Source organism: Marinobacter sp. V34, from assembly GCF_055524115.1.
Genome location: NZ_JBUPZY010000002.1, coordinates 83,850 through 104,526, shown reverse-complemented (window position 1 = coordinate 104,526; position 20,677 = coordinate 83,850). Strand labels below are relative to the sequence as shown.

20 protein-coding genes and 1 pseudogene are annotated in these 20,677 nt (G+C 57.4%); 1 reads left to right on the top strand and 20 read right to left on the bottom strand.

Going from position 1 to position 20,677, the window contains the following annotated elements:
- Window positions 1–141: 141 nt before the first annotated feature.
- Window positions 142–1,293, bottom strand: coding sequence for an alpha/beta fold hydrolase (locus tag AC0B60_RS03600; protein WP_465084682.1), 1,152 nt, complete (start codon window positions 1,291–1,293; stop codon window positions 142–144).
- A gap of 198 nt (window positions 1,294–1,491) precedes the next feature.
- Between AC0B60_RS03600 and AC0B60_RS03595 the strand changes: the two genes are divergently transcribed.
- Window positions 1,492–2,403: an acyltransferase gene (locus AC0B60_RS03595; protein WP_465084090.1), complete on the top strand. Its 912-nt coding sequence runs from the start codon at window positions 1,492–1,494 to the stop codon at window positions 2,401–2,403.
- Here AC0B60_RS03595 and AC0B60_RS03590 read toward each other — a convergent pair.
- The 19 genes and pseudogenes from AC0B60_RS03590 to folE all read right to left on the bottom strand — a co-directional run bounded on the left by AC0B60_RS03590 (window position 2,400) and on the right by folE (window position 20,649).
- Window positions 2,400–2,582: a hypothetical protein gene (locus AC0B60_RS03590; protein ID WP_465084088.1), complete on the bottom strand. Its 183-nt coding sequence runs from the start codon at window positions 2,580–2,582 to the stop codon at window positions 2,400–2,402. The genes AC0B60_RS03595 and AC0B60_RS03590 overlap by 4 nt on opposite strands.
- A 34-nt stretch (window positions 2,583–2,616) precedes the next feature.
- Window positions 2,617–3,429: a hypothetical protein gene (locus AC0B60_RS03585; RefSeq protein ID WP_465084086.1), complete on the bottom strand. Its 813-nt coding sequence runs from the start codon at window positions 3,427–3,429 to the stop codon at window positions 2,617–2,619.
- Window positions 3,429–3,884: a YcfL family putative periplasmic lipoprotein gene (locus AC0B60_RS03580; protein WP_465084084.1), complete on the bottom strand. Its 456-nt coding sequence runs from the start codon at window positions 3,882–3,884 to the stop codon at window positions 3,429–3,431. The genes AC0B60_RS03585 and AC0B60_RS03580 overlap by 1 nt, the downstream gene beginning before the upstream one ends.
- On the bottom strand, window positions 3,881–5,125 hold the full coding sequence (locus AC0B60_RS03575) for a COG3014 family protein (RefSeq protein ID WP_465084082.1): 1,245 nt from the start codon (window positions 5,123–5,125) through the stop codon (window positions 3,881–3,883). Before AC0B60_RS03575 ends, AC0B60_RS03580 begins: the two co-directional genes overlap by 4 nt.
- Window positions 5,109–5,747 (bottom strand): penicillin-binding protein activator LpoB, encoded by a 639-nt coding sequence (locus AC0B60_RS03570; RefSeq protein ID WP_465084080.1) that lies wholly within the window; start codon window positions 5,745–5,747, stop codon window positions 5,109–5,111. Before AC0B60_RS03570 ends, AC0B60_RS03575 begins: the two co-directional genes overlap by 17 nt.
- Window positions 5,748–5,765: 18 nt before the next feature.
- Complete coding sequence (locus AC0B60_RS03565; RefSeq protein ID WP_465084079.1) at window positions 5,766–7,001, bottom strand: carboxyl-terminal protease-like protein; 1,236 nt, start codon at window positions 6,999–7,001, stop codon at window positions 5,766–5,768.
- 555 nt (window positions 7,002–7,556) lie between these two features.
- Complete coding sequence (locus tag AC0B60_RS03560; protein WP_465084077.1) at window positions 7,557–7,754, bottom strand: hypothetical protein; 198 nt, start codon at window positions 7,752–7,754, stop codon at window positions 7,557–7,559.
- 67 nt (window positions 7,755–7,821) lie between these two features.
- Entirely contained in the window at window positions 7,822–9,810 is a 1,989-nt protein-coding gene (locus tag AC0B60_RS03555) for a ribonuclease R family protein (protein ID WP_465084076.1), read from the bottom strand.
- 75 nt (window positions 9,811–9,885) lie between these two features.
- Window positions 9,886–11,606, bottom strand: a pseudogene (locus tag AC0B60_RS03550) (sensor domain-containing diguanylate cyclase).
- 74 nt (window positions 11,607–11,680) lie between these two features.
- Complete coding sequence (locus tag AC0B60_RS03545) at window positions 11,681–12,130, bottom strand: DUF411 domain-containing protein (protein ID WP_465084074.1); 450 nt, start codon at window positions 12,128–12,130, stop codon at window positions 11,681–11,683.
- Between the two features lie 125 nt (window positions 12,131–12,255).
- Window positions 12,256–14,520 carry a heavy metal translocating P-type ATPase gene (locus tag AC0B60_RS03540; RefSeq protein WP_465084072.1) on the bottom strand — a complete coding sequence of 755 codons (2,265 nt, stop codon included), beginning with the start codon at window positions 14,518–14,520 and terminating at the stop codon, window positions 12,256–12,258.
- Between the two features lie 6 nt (window positions 14,521–14,526).
- On the bottom strand, window positions 14,527–14,958 hold the full coding sequence (locus AC0B60_RS03535; RefSeq protein ID WP_465084680.1) for a MerR family transcriptional regulator: 432 nt from the start codon (window positions 14,956–14,958) through the stop codon (window positions 14,527–14,529).
- Between the two features lie 228 nt (window positions 14,959–15,186).
- Window positions 15,187–15,507, bottom strand: coding sequence for a hypothetical protein (locus tag AC0B60_RS03530; RefSeq protein ID WP_465084070.1), 321 nt, complete (start codon window positions 15,505–15,507; stop codon window positions 15,187–15,189).
- A 58-nt stretch (window positions 15,508–15,565) separates the two neighbouring features.
- Window positions 15,566–17,827, bottom strand: coding sequence for a bifunctional diguanylate cyclase/phosphodiesterase (locus AC0B60_RS03525; protein WP_465084068.1), 2,262 nt, complete (start codon window positions 17,825–17,827; stop codon window positions 15,566–15,568).
- 54 nt (window positions 17,828–17,881) lie between these two features.
- Window positions 17,882–18,943 (bottom strand): HD-GYP domain-containing protein, encoded by a 1,062-nt coding sequence (locus tag AC0B60_RS03520; RefSeq protein ID WP_465084066.1) that lies wholly within the window; start codon window positions 18,941–18,943, stop codon window positions 17,882–17,884.
- Complete coding sequence (locus AC0B60_RS03515; RefSeq protein WP_465084064.1) at window positions 18,944–19,189, bottom strand: DUF3391 domain-containing protein; 246 nt, start codon at window positions 19,187–19,189, stop codon at window positions 18,944–18,946.
- A gap of 58 nt (window positions 19,190–19,247) precedes the next feature.
- The gene (locus AC0B60_RS03510) at window positions 19,248–19,661 is read right to left on the bottom strand and encodes a CoA-binding protein (protein WP_465084062.1); all 414 of its coding nucleotides are present in this window, start codon (window positions 19,659–19,661) and stop codon (window positions 19,248–19,250) included.
- 14 nt (window positions 19,662–19,675) lie between these two features.
- Entirely contained in the window at window positions 19,676–20,056 is a 381-nt protein-coding gene (gene folX, locus AC0B60_RS03505) for a dihydroneopterin triphosphate 2'-epimerase (protein ID WP_465084060.1), read from the bottom strand.
- Window positions 20,057–20,082: 26 nt separating this feature from the next.
- The gene (gene folE / locus AC0B60_RS03500; RefSeq protein ID WP_036211417.1) at window positions 20,083–20,649 is read right to left on the bottom strand and encodes a GTP cyclohydrolase I FolE; all 567 of its coding nucleotides are present in this window, start codon (window positions 20,647–20,649) and stop codon (window positions 20,083–20,085) included.
- Between the last annotated feature and the right edge of the window lie 28 nt (window positions 20,650–20,677).

The window sequence follows — 20,677 nt, the reverse complement described above, 5'->3', positions numbered from 1 at the left end:
GAAGCGAAGTGCGTCTATGGCTTTCCAAAACACGCTGTGAATACACCCATGTACGCTTGGGCTCCGCCATCCCTGGCTCCGCACAGTTTTGGAAAGCCATAGACGCACTCCGCCCAGAGTTGTGAGTTAGCGTGCCTTGGGTCAGTCCGATCTTTCAGCCAGCCACTCCGCCATTTCCAGCCAGCTCTCCTTCGGCGCTTTGCTACCGGCCAGAATCCCCATGTGACCCCCGGGCGTAACCCGGAAGGTAACGTCTTTTGAGCTGACGTGGTCTTCGATGCGTTTGACCGCGTCGGGTGTGGCCAGGGTGTCGGTGTCGCCAGCGATGGCGAGTAAGTTGGCGTTTACATTGTCCATTCTGGCGACGTCTTCGCCGATCTGGATCTGGCCTTTGGAGAGTTCGTTGTCGATCCACAGGCGGACGACAGCGTCCTGAACGATGCCGCCGGGGTAGGCGACCATGCGATCGAGGAAGGCGGAGGTAGTGGCGTGGCTGGCGACGAAATCGCGGTCACCAAGGCGGACGATAAGTTCCCAGTAGCCCATCACGCTGCCGATGGGGTTGGTAAGTTTGAAGCCGATGGTGTTGGCCCAGCCCGGGGAATGGAACCAATGAGGTTTCACGTCGTGCAGGCGGAAGCCGGTGCGTTTGCGGACGAAGTCGGCGACATCGGACACTCGCTGGTACATCAATCCCATCAGCCCTGATGCATGACTGTCTATGGGGGAGCCCAATACGATGGCATTGCGGATGTGCTGGTCGCGGCTGAGGGCGGAGTAGAACAGCGTGAACATGCCCCCCAGGCTCCAGCCGTGCAGAGACAGCTCCTGCTCCCCGCTGTGCTCCCTTACCCGGTTCAGGTACGCTGGTAGTAGCTCCGCCACGTAGGTGTGGAGGTTGTAGTGACTGTGCTGGCGCGTGGGTACGCCCCAGTCGATCAGGTACACCTCAAACCCCTTGGCCCGCAGGAAACGCACCAGACTGCGTTGGGGAAACAGGTCGTAGATCAGCATGTTCACCGCCAGTGGCGGCACGATCACGATCGGCGTCTTGTGGGGCGTGCGCTCCACATCAACCATCTCGCCGTCCAGCTCGATAAAGTCTTCCGCAAGCGGCGGGTAGTAACGCAAGCTCACTAATCCGTCGGTATAGAGCGTCTCGAAGGGTGTTTGCCCGGCTTGTACCAGGCTAGCGGCCCGGAACACGCGGTCGAACGCATTACCGGCATAAAGTGTAGTCTGTCGGGCCAGCCCCGAGGTTTTTTCGACAGCGTATTTCACCGGATTGGGGATAGAGTTGTCCATAGAATATGTGTCGCTTTCATATTTGCGCAGCTACCGAGGCCCAACCAGACTAGACTATCCATACAGGCCAGAACTATGGCAAGAACGTCCACCACCAATGGCAAACAGGTCACTTCAGGCCACTGCCCAAACCTGCCAACCATTGGTATCATTCAGCCATCTTAAAAAACCAACAACAGGACAACCATGCTCAGCTTCCTGCCAGCTCCCGTTATCGGCGTCATCAGTTCCATCCTCCTGGGGCTGAATACCCTGTTTTGGTGCCTGCTTCTCTACATCCCGGCGATATTGAAGCTGATTATTCCCCACACCGGTTTCCGGGTACTGTGCACCAAAGTCATCATCTGGATCGCCGAAGCCTGGGTTGCTTGCAACACTGGCTGGATGAAGCTCACTCAGGGCACGGAGTGGACTGTCCAAGGCGATGAAAAACTTAAGCGGGAAAGCTGGTATCTGGTGCTCAGCAACCACCAGAGCTGGGTCGATATCTTCGCCATGCAGCGGGTGTTCAACCACCGGGCACCGTTCCTTAAGTTCTTTCTCAAGCAACAACTGATCTGGGTGCCGGTGATTGGGCTGGCCTGGTGGGGGCTGGATTTCCCCTTTATGAAGCGCTACACCCGTGAGTACCTGATCAAGCATCCGGAAAAGCGTGGGGAAGACCTGAAAGCCACAAGGCAGGCGTGTGAACGATTCCGCTACACCCCGGTGAGCGTTATGAATTTCGTGGAAGGTACTCGTTTTACCCAGGCCAAGCACGACAAACAGAAATCAAAATACACCCACCTGTTGACGCCTAAGGCTGGTGGCGTGGCTTTTGTGCTGGATGCCATGGGTGATTCTATCGACACCCTGGTCGATGTCACTATCGGTTATCCGGGCGGCGCTCCGACCTTCTGGGATTTCATGTGCGGAAGGGTCCGGGAAGTGAAGATGGATATCGACACGCTTACCATTCCGGGTGAGCTCAAAGGTCGGGATTATGCAACCGATGCCGAGCATCGTAAGAACGTAAAAAACTGGTTGGCGGACCTGTGGCGTGACAAAGATGAGCGGCTGACGCGTATGCACTCCAGCCGCTCCACTGACAATACTTAATAGGCCGAGGCCAGCGCCGTCGCGAACTCGGGGTATATCTGACTGGTCGCTTTCATGACCTCGCTGAAGTTTGGTTCTGAGCCGTATTCTGTTTCGTCAATCGTGGCGCCGATCAGGCCGTCGCCGGGTTTGTCTACCTCAGGAACAGGGTAGGCTTCAGTTGGAACCTCATGGAACAACAGTCCTTCTCAGTTCAAGGTCAGGTATTGAGCGTTAGCGGGCAACGCTTGCCAGGGTCTGGAGTGCGAGTTCACCACCGATTTCATCCAGCGTGACGGCGTGCTCGATTTTCTGGAAGCCGTGATCGGTTGCTTTCCACTGGCGAGCCTTGTCCCTCTTGGGAGGGACACCGTTGGAACTCAACATGGCGCGAATCGAACCGTTGTGAACGTCCAGTACTTCGATTTCGAAGCGGTCATTCGCCAGTCGGCGAAACACCAGTAGCATGTCGGCGTGTTCACCCAGCGCGCGCATTTCGAGGCGGCGCTGGTCCGGTGACAAACGTGAGAAATCGCCGGTTTCCAGGGCGTTATCGGTGATGCGCATGATGGCATTCCGGTCCACTACGGTGACGCCGGCTTCCGCCAGTTGGCTGACCAGGCCACTCTGTAACTCAAAGGCGGGGCCTGCCGGGCCGGACGTTCGGTTCGAGCGATACTCTGCCTGCGCAGCAGCCTGGCTTTGTCCCTGCAGGTCGACATTACCGTCTGGAACCTTACCTTTCAGCGAGCCCCGGGCGGATAGCACGCCCCGTGTGTTGCTGCTCCAGTCACTGACCTGATCGTCAAACGCCCGGTTCCAGAAAACAGCCACCCTGGGCATGTTGCCGTCAAAAGCTGCACGAAAGCGGTTGAGTATCGCGTTCACACTTTCCTGTCGTTGCGGCGCGGAACGTTCATTCTGCAGGTCGTTATCGGTTAATGGTTTCTGGGCCGGTGCCATCATTGGTGCCGCTTCATGGTTCTGGCTCGCGGCCAGGCTGAGGCCTGGCACGAGCGCACAGAATACAATGGCGAGACGTTTCATCAGTTCAGCTCCCGGACTTCCACGCGGTACTGCAAAGGCTGCGCGGTGGTAGACAGTTCCCGGTACGTGGAGAGGCTGTTGGCGGGTACCGTGGTTCGTTGCCAGGTGGGCCTTACATCGGTCGGCACGCCATCCTGATCGAAGAATTGGGTGCGAGCTTCGACTTGGTAATCGTAGTCGGTGTGGTTGCGCAGCACCGCGTATACCTCGGTGGTGCCGGTCGCGGTTGCGCGCTGACCATGCTGTACCACGGACAAACGATAGCGTTCGCCGTCGCCGAACAGGCCACCGACCCAAGTGCGTTTCAGGTTGTAGTCGCTGAACACCACGGAGTTCATAGTGACTGGAGCTGTGCGCTCAGTCAGTTTGGTGCTGTCTGACGGCAGGCTAGCGCAGCCTGCCAGCAGGCCCAGTCCCATGGCCGCTGCGGTCAGTGTTTTAACGAGATGTTTCATTGAGTGTCTCCTGAATTCGGGCGCCGGGAGGTGGCAAAGGCCAGGCCCGCCCCGCGATCATCAAAGGTGAATGCGGTTGAATCGGTGAGTCCGGGGATTGGCTGGTCGTACTGATCGAGGAAGCGAACGACGACTGGCTCTCCCTCGGCAGCGGTCACCGGTATGACATGAATGGTGTCTGGCAGTCCGGCCCAATAGCGTATGTCGGCACGGGTATTGGCGGAGGCCGACAGACCATCTGCGGCCACGCTGATCAGGCTCACAGCAGCGAAACCGGCACCCAGTGCACCACCGGCCGCAGCACTGGCACCTGCCAGTATGCTGTCCTGACTGACTGTGCTAAGGGTCGAGCCGACGGCGCGGGTATTTTCCTTGAACTGGATCTGACCTTCCACGATACGGTCGATGGCGCGTCCACCCCGGGTTGAGGCCTGGAAGAAGACATCTTCCATAGGGTAAACCGACGACCACTCTTCGCCATTCCTGACTTCGGCGCCAACATCCCGGAAGTTCTTGCCCCGTCGATACACCAACTGATAGTGACCAACGCCGTCACCAAGTTTGCGGGGCGATTTACCGGTTTCGACAATCAGCAGAGCATTGTCGTTGGCCCCAGGAATGGGGGCATCTGGTCGGTAAAGCTTGAGCTCTTCAAAATGCTCTGCGGCCAGTTGGTCGCTGCCCATTTGCTGTGCGGACCAGCCAGCAAGGTATAACAGCAGTGCGAAATCCGTGCTGTTCTGTTCTTCCTCGGCGAAGGCATCCTGCAGCAGGCCGGCCAGAAAACTGGCGCGGGCGTTGCCATAGTCGCCGTCTTCCAGGTAGATCAGGCCGAGGTAAAAATACACCATGGCCCGTTCGTAGGGTTCGCCCTTGAAGTCTTTTTCAGCTTCCTCGTACCAGATGCTTCGTGCCTTTCTGGCGGCCTCGGAATCGGCGTAGACGTTCTCGATCTCAAGCCGGGCCTGGGTCAGCGTGTTCTTCGCCTCGTCCCGATAGCCGGCCCGGTAGGCTTTGACCCCGATTTCCATCAGGTTCAGCACCTTGTTGCGAGGGCCTTCTTCAAACAGGTTCTGGAAGTCAGCCCTCAGAGCCGCAGGCTTGCTGTTGATGAGGCTTTGTTCCGCAGGTGCGAGCGCAGCCCGGTCATAGACCTTGGGGCCAGACGCGCAGCCAGCGATGGCGCCGGCCAGAATCGTGGCCAGCGCAGGTGTTAACAGTCGCTTATCGATAGACCACATTGTCCTTGGCCGCCTTTCTCATTTCATAGAGTCCGCTCCACACGATGGTGCCCAGTTCAAGATCGACCATTTCGAAGCTGATCTGGCTGTAGCGGGATTGGGTACCGGTGTCGCGGTCGATGGCGTCCAGTGACGTGATACGGCCACCCATGCGGAAATCGGCACCGGCCTGCGCGGCAGTCTGGCGGATCGTACCGCCGTCGACGGCGCCGTCACGCTTCAGGTCGCGCTCTTTCTGGACCATGTCGGAGAAGTGGCGACCCACAAAGACCATACGGCCGTTGGCGGCTCGATTCAGTTCGATGCGCAGGCGGTCGGTGAGCATGTTGGTGTTGACCACCGAGGTGCTCTCGTTTCTGATGTACTCGTTGTCGATGATAATGCGAGGCGGTGTAGAGCGACCGGTCAGCATCGGGTTGGCCAGCATGTCCCGCATCATCTGGTCGGTGACGGCGACAACGTCCTGGCTTTCGATACCCACGCCGCCAACTCGCCCTGTGCTCGAAGCATCTTCGTAGACTGTGGGTTTGCCCTTAACGTTTTCGATGTTGCCGGCACAGCCAGACAAAACCAGAGTTGCCGTCGCCAGGGCGCAAGCCGTTGTCAGTGCAGTTTTAAGCATTCCATTCTCCATTTGATGTTAGCGGACTTGCGCGAGGGTCTCGGCCAGTTCGGGGTAGATCTGTCGGGTGGCATCCATAGCGTCAACAAAGTTGCCGGTATGGCCGTACTTTGCCTTCAGATAGCGAGCCATGGACGATATATCGTCAAAGCTGCGGTCGGACGAGCCGCGAATGGCTTCCCAGCCGCCGGACGCGCTGATAGCGGTTTCCCGGCCAATGCTCTTGCCGACTTCGGCGCCAACAGCACCGCCCAGGAAACCCCCAACAAACGGCACCTGTTCAAGAGCTTTCTCACCCAGATACGCGCCGGCTGCTGCACCGACGCCGGTGCCAACGGTTGAGCCGATGTTGGCGTTAATGGCGGAGTTGACCCACTCGGCCAGCACGTCGTCGCTGGTGTAGGGGCTCATGTATTTGCCTTGATTGTCCTTGCGCACCAGTTGTTCGAGAAGCTCTTCCTGAGTTGGAATCCGGATGTTGCCGTTTTCGTCACGGAGTTTACCGGTATTCGCCGCAGCCAATAGCTGGGCCGGTGGGGCCTCATTGGTCATGCGATCCACCAACCCCTCGGGGAGACCGGCGTCCTTGAGTACTTGATGGTGAGCCCGGGTCATTCCCGTGTAGTAGCCGGATTGAATGGGCTGATTTGGGTAGGCGTTGAGCATCTGCACCAGCAGTTGATCTGCGTCGACGCCCTGCGCCAATCGGGTCTCCAGATCGATGCCACGGAGGCTATCAGGGCCGATCATCCACGCTTGATAGCGAACCGGCAGGAGATCGGTGTAACCGGGTATATTGCTGTTGGCAGCATGGTAGGCGAGGGTGTCGGTTTCAGGGGCTTGATCGATCAGTTGCAGGATGGCAGAAGGCCGGTAAACGGAGTTTGCGCCGGTGCCGGTTAGGTAGGCTGCAATTTCTTCGGTGGTTTGGGGATTAAACCGCTCGAATTCGGTGCGCTGTTGATCGATAGTGGCCAGAACGTTGTCCCTGTGATAGTCAGTAACGTAGGCCTCGGCGACGGATTTCTCTTCTTCCTGATCGCCCAGTGTACCCAGAAACATCATTGGAGTCGGGAAGTAAACAGAGAAATAACCGTCGATAGTGTAGTTGACACGGCTTTCCAGCAGCGTTTCTCCCTGCCAGGTCAGAGAGAAGACGTCTGCATAGGGTGTTTCGTCCTTGATGGGGACCAGCGTCAGCGTAAAGATGTAGCCAAGAAAGCTCAAACCATTTAAATCGGGTGCTCCAGCCATTTCAGTTGTGCGTGTTACGACAACCTCAGGGACATCAGCGGATTCCGGAACCAGCCAATCAGGACGTTCGTCTCCAACAACGGTGAAGGGGACGGTCCCGGTGTTATAGGACGACGAGGTGGGGGCGCTCACACTGTTGGGATCGAATCTGTAGGTTTGGCAGCCCGTAAGCAGGGTTGCCAGAGACAGGCCAAGGAGTGATACGCCTGCCCGTTTAATCGAAGATCGTTTTACCTTTGAGATGGAACGAGAAGGACGTAATGTCATCCCTGATATCCCTTATGTGTTGATTTAAAGTGGGTGTCGATAACAGCGACACTTTGCTATCAGGGATACTGTATAAACAATTTTTAATGACTGTGTTAGGCCAGGAAGGGCGCAAGGGGGGAGATTCGGGTAAAAATTGCTCGGGGACAGCGAAGAGTCAGAAGCGTAATTTATTAAAATATAAGCCTCTTTTCGGGAAAGAGACTTGGAATGTGTGGAAATGCAAAAAATTGCAAACTAATGTTTGCCAAGCTGAAGGAGGATGACCGGGGCCGCTTCTAATCACCCTCAATCATCATTCTCGATGTCGTCGGGATGCTCTTTCTTGTAACGCTCCCACTCCTCCCAGTCATGAGGTGTCCCGGCGTGAGGACGCCTCAGGTGTTTGGCGTGCTCCATCGCATTGTGGCGCAGGCTGTGGTCGCGCTCCTCTTCTTCCTCTTCGAAGCCGTACTTCTTGAGGAACTCGGTTGGGCTGATAGGCATCCGGATTTACCTCCGTAACGAATAAGTGCCTGTCTACTCGTAAAGATGGTGTTCCGGAGCCCGATTTTCAAGCATCGTCGGTGGTTGCGCACTCGCTGCCTTCAGCCGGCGCCGCCATCAGATCGAACAGGATCTGCTTTCGTTCATCATCCACGCCTGAAAAGGTCACGGTCACGGGTTGTTCCAACTGGAACGTACGACCGTTCTTGTTGTGAACCAAGCGTAGAGTGACTGGATCAAAGCTGAACTTGCCTTCCAGTGTCTTGCAGCTCACGAACCCTTCCAGCCCGTTGGTATCCAGTCGGACAAAGAAACCAGCAGGTGTCGTGCGGCTGATCATGCCAGCCATCGCATCCTTGCCCAGGGTTTTCGCAAAATCACTCTTGAGCCAGTTCTCAAGGCCGTTGGCCGCCTGACGAGCGCGGATCTGAGTCTGTTGCAGTTCGGCCAGTTGGTCTTCGTTGAGCTCGTTCAGCGACTCCTGCCACAGGGTGGCCTTGATCAGTCGATGCACGTGGAAATCGCTGAACTTGCGAAGCGGCGACGTGAATGTGGTGTAGGCGGCCAGCCCCATGCCCTGATGGGGAGCCGGCGTAAACGACAGCTCGGCGCGGGCAAGCTGGCGGGAAATAATGGCTTTGACGGGGACCTCTGCTTCCAGCCCGTCGGTCTGCTTCATCAGGTCGCGAAAGCCTGCGGCGCTGGTGGCGTCGATATCAGCGAGCTGAGGGGCATAGCCTTCCAGCAAGGCACGGATATTATCGGCACGGTCGTCGCGCAGGCCCGGATGCTGGATAAACAGCCCTTTGCTCTGTTGCCCCAGGAAGTCGGCCGCGCAGCGATTGGCCGCAATCATGCACTCTTCCACCAGGCGATGGGCTTCGTTCTGAACGGAGGGTTCGATCAGCCGTATGCGGCGATTCTCGTCCAGGCGCAGCCGGAATTCGGGGCGGTCGCCGTTTACCAATGCGTGCTCATTGCGCCACTTGCGAAGAGCGGTGGCGATCTGGTGGAGCTGGTCGAGGCTGTTGGAGACGGTATCCGGCAACGCCTTGATATCGTCGTCCTCCCGGCCTTCAATCAGGTTGGAGACCAGTTCGTAGCTGAGTTTACCGTGGGAACGAATTGCTGCCTGGTGAAATTGATAGTCGCCGAGGCTGCCATCGTTGTTCACCTGAAGGTCGCAGACCAGGGCCAGGCGTTTAACGTCGGGCATCAGGGAACATAGTCGGGTGCTGAGAGTGTCCGGCAGCATAGGCAGCGGTTCGCCGGGAAAGTAGATAGCGGTGGCACGGCGGAAGGCCTCCTGCTCGGCAGGACTGCCCGGCTCGATAACCGCCGTCGGGTCAGCAATGGCAATGGACAGTTTCCAGCCGGTAGCGTTCGGCTCTGCCAGAAGGGCGTCATCCATGTCCTGGGTGCCAGGGCTGTCGATGGTCACGTAGGGCTGGTCGGTGCGATCCTCCCGGCCTTCGCTTTTTGCGTCGATTGCGGATTCGTCCAGCGCACTGGCCTGTTTCTGAACGGCGTCGGGCCAGGCGTCCGGTAGATGGTAGGTGGCAACGGTGAGCGCGCGTTCGATACCGGTATCACCGGCTTTGCCAATGACTTTCAGGACCTTTGCCTGGCCTTTGCCATCCTTGATGGGATGCTTGTGAATCTGGCAGTAGATGTAATCGTCGGGCTCGGCAGCCTGGCGCTCTTTCGGCGGTATGAATATCCAGCGGTTGATGCCGGGGGTTTCCGGCACCACAAAGTGGCCTTTCCCTTTCACCAGATAGCGACCAACGAACGTGTCCAGGCTTGTGTTCAGTAGTTCGTCGATCATGCCCTGGGTCTTGCCTTTGTCACCCTCTTCTTCGGTGATCTTGACGCGGTCGCCGGGCAAGACTTTCTGCATTTCCTCCGGCGGCAGGAACACATCCCGCCCCTCATCCAGCGCAACAAAGCCGAAACGCCCATTGGTGGCTTTGACGGTACCCGGAAAGACAACCTTGTTTTCCTCGATATCGGTTTTCAGCTGGCGCAACTGGCTGAGGGCGTCGGCATTGAGCATGAACAGAACCTGGCTGGATAAAATTTGAGTGTTGCTGCGGAGTATACCGGTTATGGCGGTATGAGTCAGACCATGTTACGCGGGGTTAATTTCCTGGCCCGATCCATCCGTGATAAGCACTTTATTCCGCCCCTGCTGCTTCACACGGTAAAGCGCCTGGTCGGCCTGTCGCAGAATGGTATCGACGTCGTCACCGGGCTGGCAGAGGTACCCGCCCACGCTGACGGTTACGGGCGTGCCGGTGCGAATGCTGTCCCTTTCGATGGTTTCACGTATCCGCGCGGCAATCTGGCACAGGGTGTCCTCATCGCAGGGGGAGAGAACCACCACGAATTCGTCGCCGCCCCAGCGGCCGGGGTGGTCGTAGGGCCGTACGCCGGCTTTGAGCCACAGTGCGACGCGGCAGAGAATGTCGTCACCGGTCTGATGGCCCAGCTCGTCGTTGATGGCCTTGAAGTGGTCAATGTCCAGCCAGATCAGACCAAAGCCCGTGTTCTGTCGTTTTGCCCGCTGTATTTCTTCATCCAGAGCCTCATCCAGACCACGGCGGTTCTTCAGGCCGGTGAGGGCGTCAATACGCGCCAGCCTGTTCAGTTCATCAGTACGTTGCGCTACCTTCCGTTCCAGTTCGCGGGTTGAGTGCTCGAGCGTGTCGGTCATAGTTTCGAAATGACTGGCAAGTCGGCCGATCTCGTTATCCGGTTTTTCCAGGTGCGGGAGCGCGAAGCTGCCGCCCCGAACCTTCTCAACCGCACTTTCAAGGCTGATGAGGGGTTTGAGGATGCGGGAACGGATAATCAGATGGAACAGGACCAGGGTAATCAGCAAACTGGTCAGGAACACCGCAACCAAGGGCCAGAGGTAACTGCGGGGCAGAAGCGTTTCAAGATCCAGCAGGGTGATTTCGAACCAGCCGATGGCCGGCAGGAAGGCCACGCCCGCCAGGTGCTTTCGGCCGTCCACGGTCACGAAGCTGCTCTCCACGGCACCGGTTGCGCCACCCCGGTTTTTGAGGATCTGCAGCATGCCCAACACCTTTTGCTTGTCTTCGGAGTTATCGAACAGCAGGTCGACGGTGCTTTTCTGGCCTTCGGGTTTGATGATACTGGCAAAGTCGATGTAGTTGCGGTCGCGGTAGAGCTGTATCGCGCCATTGTAGTCCACGAACAGGGTGGTGATGCCTTCCTGGTCAATATCCACGATGTCCTGCAGGAACGCGTCCAGGTCCAGACCGGTACCCACCATGCCGACGATGCGATCGTCTTCGTCCCGCATCAGCACGTCGATCCAGAGTTTGGTAACCCCCAGTTCGTCGTCGGGGTTTACGTTCAGATGAAAGTTGCGGCCTTCTTCAATCAGTTGGAAGAACCAGGCATGTTCGGGTTTGTCGGGGTCCAGGATGTAGCGGAACTGATCACCCGCAAATTCGTTGTCGGCGTTGTTGTAGTAGTAGCGGCGGGAATCACGGAGGGCGACGAAATAACTGTTGTCGCGGAAATTGCTCCGGAAGCTTTCCATTTCGTGGATGGCGTCGCGTTGTAACGCCTTATCTTCCGGTGAGGTGTAGCCCAGTTGACCAGTGTGGAGGAGTCGGCCATCTGGCGGGCGAGCCCGATTTCCCGTTCCAGGGATTGCAGCAGGCGGGCGCTGTCATAGCGCACCTGTATTTCGGCAACCTGCTGCCCCCAGCGCTCGATGATATCCTCGGAAAGTTCCCGATACGCGAGCCAGGAGGCGACTGAGGCGATGATCATCAGAGCCGCTGCCAGGCCCAGTAGTCGGGTTTTCAGGCTCAAAAGCTTTCCTTATGCACAGTCTGGATCTATCTGGAAGGTATGATAGAGCAGGCACGGCAAAGTGTGTAGGAAAACTAGTTGTGTTCTGCGAAGACTTTGGTCTGGCCGCTGTCGTTGAACATCAACACCTGATAGTGGTCCTTGCGATCCCCCACTTCCATGCCGGGTGAGCCAGCCGGCATGCCTGGCACCGACAGACCCTTCGCTTTCGGGGCCTGGGCGATCAACCGGTGAATATCATTGGCAGGTACATGACCTTCAATCACATAGTCGCCGACAAACGCGGTGTGGCAACTGGCGAGTGACGGTGTCAGGCCGGCGTCGATCTTTATCGGGTTCAGGTTATTGGTTTCAGTGACTTCCACCTTGAAGCCGTTTTCCTTCAGGTGGTCCACCCAATCCGTACAGCAGCCGCAGGTCGGGGACTTGTAGACATGGATGTCTTTCAGCCCGTCTTCGGCCTGTAGCTGGCCATTCAGGCCGAAGGTTGCAACAAGGCCAAGGGCCAACACGTGTCTTTTCATGATGTTACCTCAATGATGATGGCTGTGATCGTGGTTTGATTCGCTGCCGTCAGAGGGTGACAGCCAGAACCACCAGACGATGGCGGCCATCAGGATCAGTCCTCCGGCATTGACCAGAAGTGTGTTCATTGGTTCCTCTCCCTGCCTGCGTTGCTGGTGGTTTTGAACAGTCGCAGCCGGTTGGCGTTGGTGACGACCGTGACCGAGGACAGCGACATTGCGGCGCCAGCCAGTATCGGGCTCATCAGAATTCCCCAAAGTGGATAAAGCAGCCCAGCCGCGACGGGTATGCCCAACGAGTTGTAGACAAAGGCGCCGAACAGGTTCTGGTGGATATTGCGTACCGTGGCCCGGGATATCTCGATGGCATCGGCAACGCCGTGAAGAGAACCCCGCATCAGTGTGATACCGGCACTTTCAATGGCCACGTCGGTGCCGGTGCCGATAGCAAAACCAACATCCGCAGCGGCAAGGGCCGGAGCATCATTGATGCCATCACCGACCATCGCAACGGTGAAGCCCTTGCCCCGCATCTCGCTGACGATGCTCGCTTTGTCTTCCGGCAGCACTTCGGCCCGGTAGTCATCAATTCCGGTTTTCTGGGCAATGGCCCTGGCGGTTCCGTCGACATCACCGGTGACCATCATCACCCGTATACCGGCATCGTGCAGCCGGCGAATGGCGGCTTCCGAATCCGGTTTAACCGCATCGGCAACGCCGATCACCCCCAGGGCCTGATTGCTCATGGCCAGGAACAGCGGGGTTCCGGCCTCGGAGGTGATGGCATCTGCCTCGTCCTGCAGTCCGGCCAGGTCAATATTCTCGCTCTCCAGCCAGCGACGGTTACCCAGGCGTACGGTCTGACCGTCCAGCTCGCCCTGCACGCCTTTGCCGTTGAGGGCTTCGAAGTTGGTGATAGTGTCGGGGGTGGCACCTTGCTCCTTCGCTTTGGCCATGATTGCTTCTGCCAAAGGGTGCTCCGAGTGTTGTTCCAGGCCAGCGGCCAGGGCCAGCAATCTGTCGGTATCGTCGTCAGCTGCATGGAAACGGGTGACCGCCGGGTGGCCTTCGGTAATGGTGCCGGTCTTGTCCAGAATCACCAGATCCAGCTTGCCGGCTGTCTGCAGGGCATCCCCCTGGCGAATCAGCGCACCGTATTCCGCCGCCTTGCCGACGCCCACCATCACCGACATAGGCGTGGCCAGGCCCAGGGCACAGGGACAGGCAATGATCAGCACCGTTGTAGCGGCAACCATCATGTGAACCACCGCCGGCTCCGGCCCGACGTTGTACCAGACCAGTGCCGATATCACGGCAATCAGCATCACACTGGGTACGAATACCGAGGAAATTCTGTCCGCGAGGCGGCCGATGGCGGGCTTGGACCCCTGGGCCTTTTTCACCAGACGGATGATTTGCGCGAGGGCGGTTTCGCTGCCTACGCGGGTGGCTTTGTAGATAATGGAGCCGTGGGCATTGATGGTGCCGGCGGACACTTCGTCGCCTTCGCCCTTGCTGACAGGCATGGGCTCGCCGGTGAGCATGCTCTCGTCTACGCGCGTGCTGCCTTCGGTAATTTCCCCGTCGACCGGCAGCTTCTCACCCGGACGAACGCGGATATGATCACCAGCTCGAACCTGTTCAACCGGCAGGTCCTGCTCCTCGCCATCCCGAATAACCCGGGCTGTTTTTGCGCGGAGGTCCAGCAACCTGCGCACGGCCTCCGACGTCTTGCCCTTGGCGCGTAGCTCCAGTGCCTGGCCCAGATTGATCAGCCCGATAATCATCGCTGACGCTTCAAAATACACATGCCGCGCCATTTCCGGCAGCGCATCCGGGATACTGGCTACCGTCATGGAATAGACCCAGGCGGTGCCGGTCCCCAGAGCAATCAGCGTATCCATGTTCGCATTGTGGTGCCGGAACGCTTTCCACGCTCCGGAGAAAAAGTGACCACCGGTGACAGCCATGACGCCCAGGGTGACAACGCCAAGGGTCAGCCAGATCAGTTGGTTCTCGTTGGTCACCATCATGGTGCCAAAACCCATGCCCCATATCATCAGGCCGAGACCAAGGCCCAGACTGACAGCCATCTTCACCAGCAGGGTCTTGTACTGCTTACGATCCTCCTCCTGCTTGCGGTCGTCCGCCGCGTCAGGGTCTTCGATTTGGCTGGCTCCATAGCCGGAGCTTTCCACCGCCCTGATGAGAGCCTGAGGGTCAGCATGCCCGGTCGCCGTGGCAGTTCGGTCGGCCAGGTTCATGTGAGCGCCAGTGATGCCGTCCACCGACTTCAGCGCGCTCTCAATCGTATTCACGCAGGAGGCACAGTTGGCGCCGGTAACGGCCAGTTGAATCTGGCCGTCGTTCAAATCGGTTTTCTCATTCATCGAGCCTTACTCCTTCCAACCGTCGTCCGGCAGGGATTCATCCCAGTGTTCAATCAGCCTGCAGATCGTGTGTCCGTCCGGCGTACCGTCTGGCATGTTCTGCCAAGCGGATAGCGCGGCGGTCATACGACTACGCAGTTGCTGTAACTCGGCAATCTCACGTTCCACCTCCACCAGCCGCTGCTGGAACACGTCCCGCACCATCGGGCAGGGCGAATGATGATCGTCCGCCTGCTCCAGAATCTGTCGGATTTCCGGCAGTGAAAACCCGAGCTGCCGGGCTTTGCGGGCAAACCGAAGCCTGCGCAAATCCTCAGAATCGTACTGTTGGTAATTGTTGTCCGGATTTCTTGTAGGTTTCAGCAACCCTTCACGGGTATAGAAACGGACGGTATCCGGATTCACGCCAGCGCCTACCGCGATTTCTTTGACTTTCATAGTTACGACGGCCATTCCAATGTTCATCAAGTGAATGGAAGGTATCCGATTCAGAAACTGTGCGGAGCCATGGATGGCGGAGCCCAAGCGTCACATGGATGTGCCGAAGGAGCGTGTTTCGGAATCGGATACCTTCCATTCACGGACGGCACCCAATCTCGGGTGCCACCGGGCATTGCATTAGGAATAGACTAAAACCTGTGAGCAACTCACAGGTCAAAGGTTTTTTCAGGAAGAGGCGCTTTTAGCACGAAGGAAGGTGCCACAGGCCTTGCATTGGTCCGGTGCCATCAGCTTGGCCTGCCAGCCAATCTTCTGCCCACAGGCGGGACATGCAAGACGCAATTGCAGAATTATAATAGGGGTAATTAACGCAGCAATCAGAAGCCCCAGCGGCCCCCAGCTGTCACCACTGGACAGTCCAAGCTGGCTACTGAAGACCAGAACGACGACCAGCGAGAAGAACGCAAAAATAAAGTAACGCTTGTTCCAGGCCTTCCACCGTCGCAGACGACCATCCTGTTCCGAAGTCAGATATCTTGAAGTCATGAAACCGCACCTTGAAAACGAATACGGCAATAGTGGTGAATTGCGGCACTCATTTCAATCAGCTACCAACCGGCGTGTCTACATCCAGCAAACCAGCACTCAGCGCCCGCTCCAATTCACCTGCCGGAATCGGGCGGCTGATCAGGTAACCCTGAATCAGATCGCAGCGGTGATTTTTGAGGAAGGTCAGTTGCTCATGAGTTTCCACGCCCTCCGCCACCACCTGAATGCCCAGGTTATGAGCCAGATTGATCACTGCGCGGGTAATCACCGCGTCATCGTGGCGCTCGGTAACGTCGGTAATGAAGGAACGGTCAATCTTCAGCAGATCCACCGGGAAATCCCGCAGGTAACCCAGCGAAGAGTAACCCACGCCGAAGTCGTCAATGGCCAGTTGCACGCCCAGCTTGTGAAGCTTGGTCAGCTGATTCAGGTTGTGCTCGATATTCTGGATAAAGATCTCTTCGGTCAGCTCTACTTCCAGGCGGCTTGCAGGAACACCGTTGCTTTCCAGAGCCTCCTGAATATGGTCGACAATGCTTTCGTCATCCAGTTCACGGCCCGAGAGGTTTACCGCGATGCGCAGATGGGAGTAGGGACCTTTCTGCCATTTCGCCAGTTGTCGGCAGGCGGCCATGACCACCCAGCGACCGATGTCGGTAATGCGGCCGCTTTCCTCCGCCAGGGGAATAAAATCCACCGGCGGCAACAAGCCACGGCGAGGATGCTGCCAGCGTATCAGAGCCTCTACGCTGTTGATGGACGAATCGTTGAGATCCAGTTGAGGTTGGAAATAGAGCACGAACTCGTCGTTGGCCAGCGCGTGGTTAAGATCCTTGTCCAATTCCAGGCGCATGACCTCGCGGTCCTGCATGCCTTCGGTATAGAACTGGTAGGTGTTGCGACCCTGTTCCTTGGCCCGGTAGAGCGCCACATCGGCATTGCGCAGCAGGGTATCGGCATCCAGGCCGCTTTGGGGATAGACGGCTACCCCCATGGTGGCGGTGATGCTATGTTCGTCACCCTGTACCGCAAACGGCTCTTCGAAGCACTGCTTGATCTGGCCCAGCAGATTGATCACGTCATCAATATTTTCAACATGCTGTTGGCAAACCATGAACTCGTCGCCGCCGGAATAGGCCACCATGACTTTTTCGTCGCTGAGGGCATTGAGGCGTTCGGAGACTTTGATCAGCAGTTCGTCGCCAAATTGATGGCCGAGGGAATCGTTGAGCATCTGGAAGCGGTCCAGGTCGATCATCACCAGTGCTACCTGGCGCATCTGACGGTCGGCGATACTCAGAGTGTGCGCCAGGTCTTCCATGAAGAAACGGCGGTTAGCCAGGCCGGTCAGGGCATCCGTGGTTTCCAGGCGAGCGAGATCCTTTTGCACAGCCTGGCGTTGGCTGATTTCCGCATCCAGCTCCCGGCGGGTTTTAAGCAGTGCCCGGTTGCGTTTGAGAGTCAGCTGTACCAGAAGTGTGGTAAGGCTGGTCAGCAGGCCCATGAAAAGCATGACGATGAAGGTCACAAATGGCCAGCGGCTGCGTTGTTCCTCAACCCACGAAGTGGAAGGAGTTACCGCCAGTGTCCAGTCGAGTGTTGGCAGGTCGATATCCAGAGAACGGGAGAAGTTGGGGTCGGTTTCCATTGAATCGTTAAGCTTGTAGGCGGGTTCGCCTTTTTCTCGGATTTCGATGTGGAAGTAGGTCAGGGCCCGGTTGGAAAGCATGTAGCTGGCCAGGGCCTCCATTCGGAACACGCCGGCAATAAAGCCGTTGTTGGCCTCGCCAGTGAAAACAGGCGCATAGATGACCATGCCCTTACCGCCCTGCTTCAGATCAACAACGCCCGAGATGTCCAGATCACCTGTGGTCTGTGCTTTTTGAAGCGACGCACGACGCGTCGGGGAGAAAGCCACATTGAAACCAATGGCATCTTCGTTCCCTTCGAGCGGTACCATCCAGCGGATGATATAGTCGCGGTCAATCCACTCGATCGCCTGGTAGACACCGAAATCCGACAGATATTGGCGGGCGTCTTGCTCCCAGAACGCTTTTGGCGTGTCCGGCAAGGCTTCAAAACGTTTCGCCATGCGGCTGATGGAGTTGGCGTGGACACGGAATTCCCGCTCCAGCCGCTTAGCCATGGTATTGGCTTCGCTGTCGAGGTTGGACTGGATTTGGGTGTGGTCCTGCTTTTCGATGCCGTGCTGCAAAACCAGGGCGATTCCCAGGAACACCAGAAAAATCAGTGCTGGAAATGCCGGATTCAGCAGTCCCCTCACGAACAGGGTTAGCGCAGATGCAGGTTTGTCCACAAAATGCTCCGGTTGATGAGGTGAGTGACTAACATATCGGCCGTATTCATCCGATTATGAGGGATAAACGCGATGATCTGTTACCAATTGCTGAACTCTGCCCTTCAGTGATATGCCGAAAGCGCCATCCGGCAACGGATGGTTAATCACCTGCTGCTCATCGGTTGTCGGGTTTGCCAGGTCAACGATTCGGGGAGTGACCGGGTTCTTGTTGGCATCCATCAGTATCTCAATCCTGGGTTTGAGTTTTTTGCCCGGGTGCACCGTCACGATCAGGGCCACTTCCCCGCTATTGAGCTCCACCAGTGTTCCGGGTGGGTAAATGCCCACCATGCGAATAAAGGCTTCTACCATGTCAGCATCAAACTGCCGGCCGCGATTACGGTACAGCACCCGGATGGCGTCAGACGCCGGGATCCCGTCGCGGTAGCAGCGGTCACTGGTCATGGCATCGAATGCGTCAACAATGGAGACCAGCCTGGCAAAGCGGCTGATCTGCCACTCTTCCAGTTGCTGCGGATAGCCGCGGCCATCCAGGCGTTCATGGTGGTGACGGGTCACGTCCCGGACAATCGGATCCAGCTTCGGATCAGAGCTCAGTAACTCATAGCCGAACGTTGTGTGTTGTTGCATGATCGCATATTCGTCGGGGCTCAGAGCGCCTGGTTTATTAAGAATCTTGTCAGGAACCTTAAGCTTGCCCAGATCGTGAAGCAGTCCGCACATGCCGGCAATTTCCAGGTCCTCGTCTGGCAGGCCCAGAAAGCGTGCGAAGGCTACGGTGAAAATAGCTACCCGCAGGCAGTGTTCGGCGGTATAGGCATCTCGCGACTTGATGCGGCTCACCCAGAACATCGCACTGGCGTTGGCCTTGATGCTTTCCACGCATTCCCGGATAACGGGGCGGGCGTCCTGCAGGTTCAGTTCATTGCCCTGTTCAATGGCGAGGATGATCTGTTCCACGAACGCCTGGGTCTTGCTCCAAACCTGGTTGGCGCGGGGGATCTCTTCCGCCAGGGAACGGGTTTCGGGAAGTGGGGTGGCGGTGCGCTGTTTGTGGCTGGTGACCCGCGCCAGCGCTTCTGCCAGTAGCTGCTCGTCGCCCTCAACCAGCACTCATTCACAGTATTGGCGCAATATGCGGGCCTGACGCTCGTCCTCAAGGGCAAATCCCTGGAACAGCACCGGCACTTCGGTCCAGGGGCGGTCCAGTTTAACGATGCGCATACCACGGACGAGTAAATCGACCGGCAGACGTACGCGCTCAACTCTGGTTTGGGCATCAGGATTGAGCAACCCTGCCTGGGGGCGGGCGATCGGTTTTCGTGAAGGGCGTGGGCTGGTTTTACGTCGGAACCACATGGGTCTGCCAGTCTTCTGCTTCTGATTGTCTGACGCGATTATGGCAGAAGTATTCTCTTCAGAACAGGCGGGGGATTTCCTGCTTGGGGCACCTGTCCATGACCACCGTCATACCGGCGCTCTCCGCTCTGCGAGCCCCGGCCTCGTTGATAACACCGAGCTGCATCCAGATAATTGGGATGCCCTGTTCTATGGCGGCATCGATAATAGGGTCGGTGTGGTTTGGGGCGAGGAACAGGTCGGCCATGTCGACCTGCCCGGGAACAGACGCAAGATCGGGGTACACGGTTTCACGCAGTACCGTCTTGCCAGCCAGTCTTGGGTTTACAGGGATCACCCGGTAGCCACACTCCTGAAGGTAGGCCATTACTTCATGGCTAGGGCGATGGGGCTTGTCACTGGCGCCCACGAGCGCAATCGTGTGGACGGTGTCCAGAATTTCGCGCAGTTGGTCAGGGCTGTTACGAGGCATACGATATCAACTCTTCAGAAGTTCCGGTGTGCCTCAAGGCGAACGGACACCGATTCGGCGTAGCGCAGCGCATGGGGTTTGTCGATTTCCACGGCCGCCCAGTGAACCGCTTTGTGCTCCATCACAATATTGAGCACCTCGTGGGTCAGTCGTTCCAGCAGGGCAAAACGGTTGCCGTCAACGTGGCCGATGATCTGCTTGGTGATGGTGCGGTAGTTCAGTGCTGCACGAATATCATTCTCGTTGATGGCTGCCGCGGCATCGTAGGTCAGGCAGACGTTGATCAGCACATCCTGCTGGTTGTTGATCTCTTCTTCCTTGATGCCGATATACGCGCGCAGCAGCAAATCCTTGATGCGTACGGTTGCCTGGTGATTTCCGGTCACTGCGGTCATCTGGTCTCCTGGTCAACAATGGATGTTCAGCGATCCCGAATCAGGGTCAGGAACTCAGTCCGCGTCGCTTGTGACCTGCGGAACTGGCCCAGCATCATCGAGGTTTTCATGCGGGAATTCTGCTTTTCAACGCCACGCATCATCATGCACATATGTTGGGCTTCAATCACCACGGCCACGCCCTTGGCGCCGGTCACCGTCTCGATAGCCTCGGCGATCTCGCGAGTCAGGTTTTCCTGGATCTGTAACCGGCGAGCGTACATGTCGACGATACGGGCAAATTTGGACAGGCCGAGCACCTTGCCATTGGGCAGGTAGGCAATGTGACATTTTCCGATGAACGGCAACATATGATGCTCGCACATGCTGTACAGCTCGATGTCCTGAACCACGACCATTTCGTCCATGGCGGACTCGAAAACCGCGTTGTTGACCAACGTATCCAGGCTTTGTTTGTAACCCTGCGTCAGGAACTGCATGGCCTTGGCCGCCCGTATGGGTGTGTCCTGAAGTCCCTCGCGATCAGGGTTTTCGCCCAGGCCTGCAATGATTTGCTGAAAATGGCTGGCCAGGTCGTCGAGCTTGTTGGTCATAGTCGCTTCCGGTTAAATGAGTCAGTTC

What these genes read in the sequence shown, in the direction of transcription:
- AC0B60_RS03595 (WP_465084090.1), top strand. Translation starts at nt 1,492, where the DNA reads ATGCTCAGCTTCCTGCCAGCTCCCGTTATCGGCGTCATCAGTTCCATC.
- AC0B60_RS03585 (WP_465084086.1), bottom strand. Translation starts at nt 3,429, where the DNA reads ATGAAACGTCTCGCCATTGTATTCTGTGCGCTCGTGCCAGGCCTCAGC.
- AC0B60_RS03580 (WP_465084084.1), bottom strand. Translation starts at nt 3,884, where the DNA reads ATGAAACATCTCGTTAAAACACTGACCGCAGCGGCCATGGGACTGGGC.
- AC0B60_RS03575 (WP_465084082.1), bottom strand. Translation starts at nt 5,125, where the DNA reads ATGTGGTCTATCGATAAGCGACTGTTAACACCTGCGCTGGCCACGATT.
- AC0B60_RS03570 (WP_465084080.1), bottom strand. Translation starts at nt 5,747, where the DNA reads ATGCTTAAAACTGCACTGACAACGGCTTGCGCCCTGGCGACGGCAACT.
- AC0B60_RS03565 (WP_465084079.1), bottom strand. Translation starts at nt 7,001, where the DNA reads ATGGCTGGAGCACCCGATTTAAATGGTTTGAGCTTTCTTGGCTACATC.
- AC0B60_RS03560 (WP_465084077.1), bottom strand. Translation starts at nt 7,754, where the DNA reads ATGCCTATCAGCCCAACCGAGTTCCTCAAGAAGTACGGCTTCGAAGAG.
- AC0B60_RS03555 (WP_465084076.1), bottom strand. Translation starts at nt 9,810, where the DNA reads ATGCTCAATGCCGACGCCCTCAGCCAGTTGCGCCAGCTGAAAACCGAT.
- AC0B60_RS03545 (WP_465084074.1), bottom strand. Translation starts at nt 12,130, where the DNA reads ATGAAAAGACACGTGTTGGCCCTTGGCCTTGTTGCAACCTTCGGCCTG.
- AC0B60_RS03540 (WP_465084072.1), bottom strand. Translation starts at nt 14,520, where the DNA reads ATGAATGAGAAAACCGATTTGAACGACGGCCAGATTCAACTGGCCGTT.
- AC0B60_RS03535 (WP_465084680.1), bottom strand. Translation starts at nt 14,958, where the DNA reads ATGAAAGTCAAAGAAATCGCGGTAGGCGCTGGCGTGAATCCGGATACC.
- AC0B60_RS03530 (WP_465084070.1), bottom strand. Translation starts at nt 15,507, where the DNA reads ATGACTTCAAGATATCTGACTTCGGAACAGGATGGTCGTCTGCGACGG.
- AC0B60_RS03515 (WP_465084064.1), bottom strand. Translation starts at nt 19,189, where the DNA reads ATGTGGTTCCGACGTAAAACCAGCCCACGCCCTTCACGAAAACCGATC.
- AC0B60_RS03510 (WP_465084062.1), bottom strand. Translation starts at nt 19,661, where the DNA reads ATGCCTCGTAACAGCCCTGACCAACTGCGCGAAATTCTGGACACCGTC.
- folX (WP_465084060.1), bottom strand. Translation starts at nt 20,056, where the DNA reads ATGACCGCAGTGACCGGAAATCACCAGGCAACCGTACGCATCAAGGAT.
- folE (WP_036211417.1), bottom strand. Translation starts at nt 20,649, where the DNA reads ATGACCAACAAGCTCGACGACCTGGCCAGCCATTTTCAGCAAATCATT.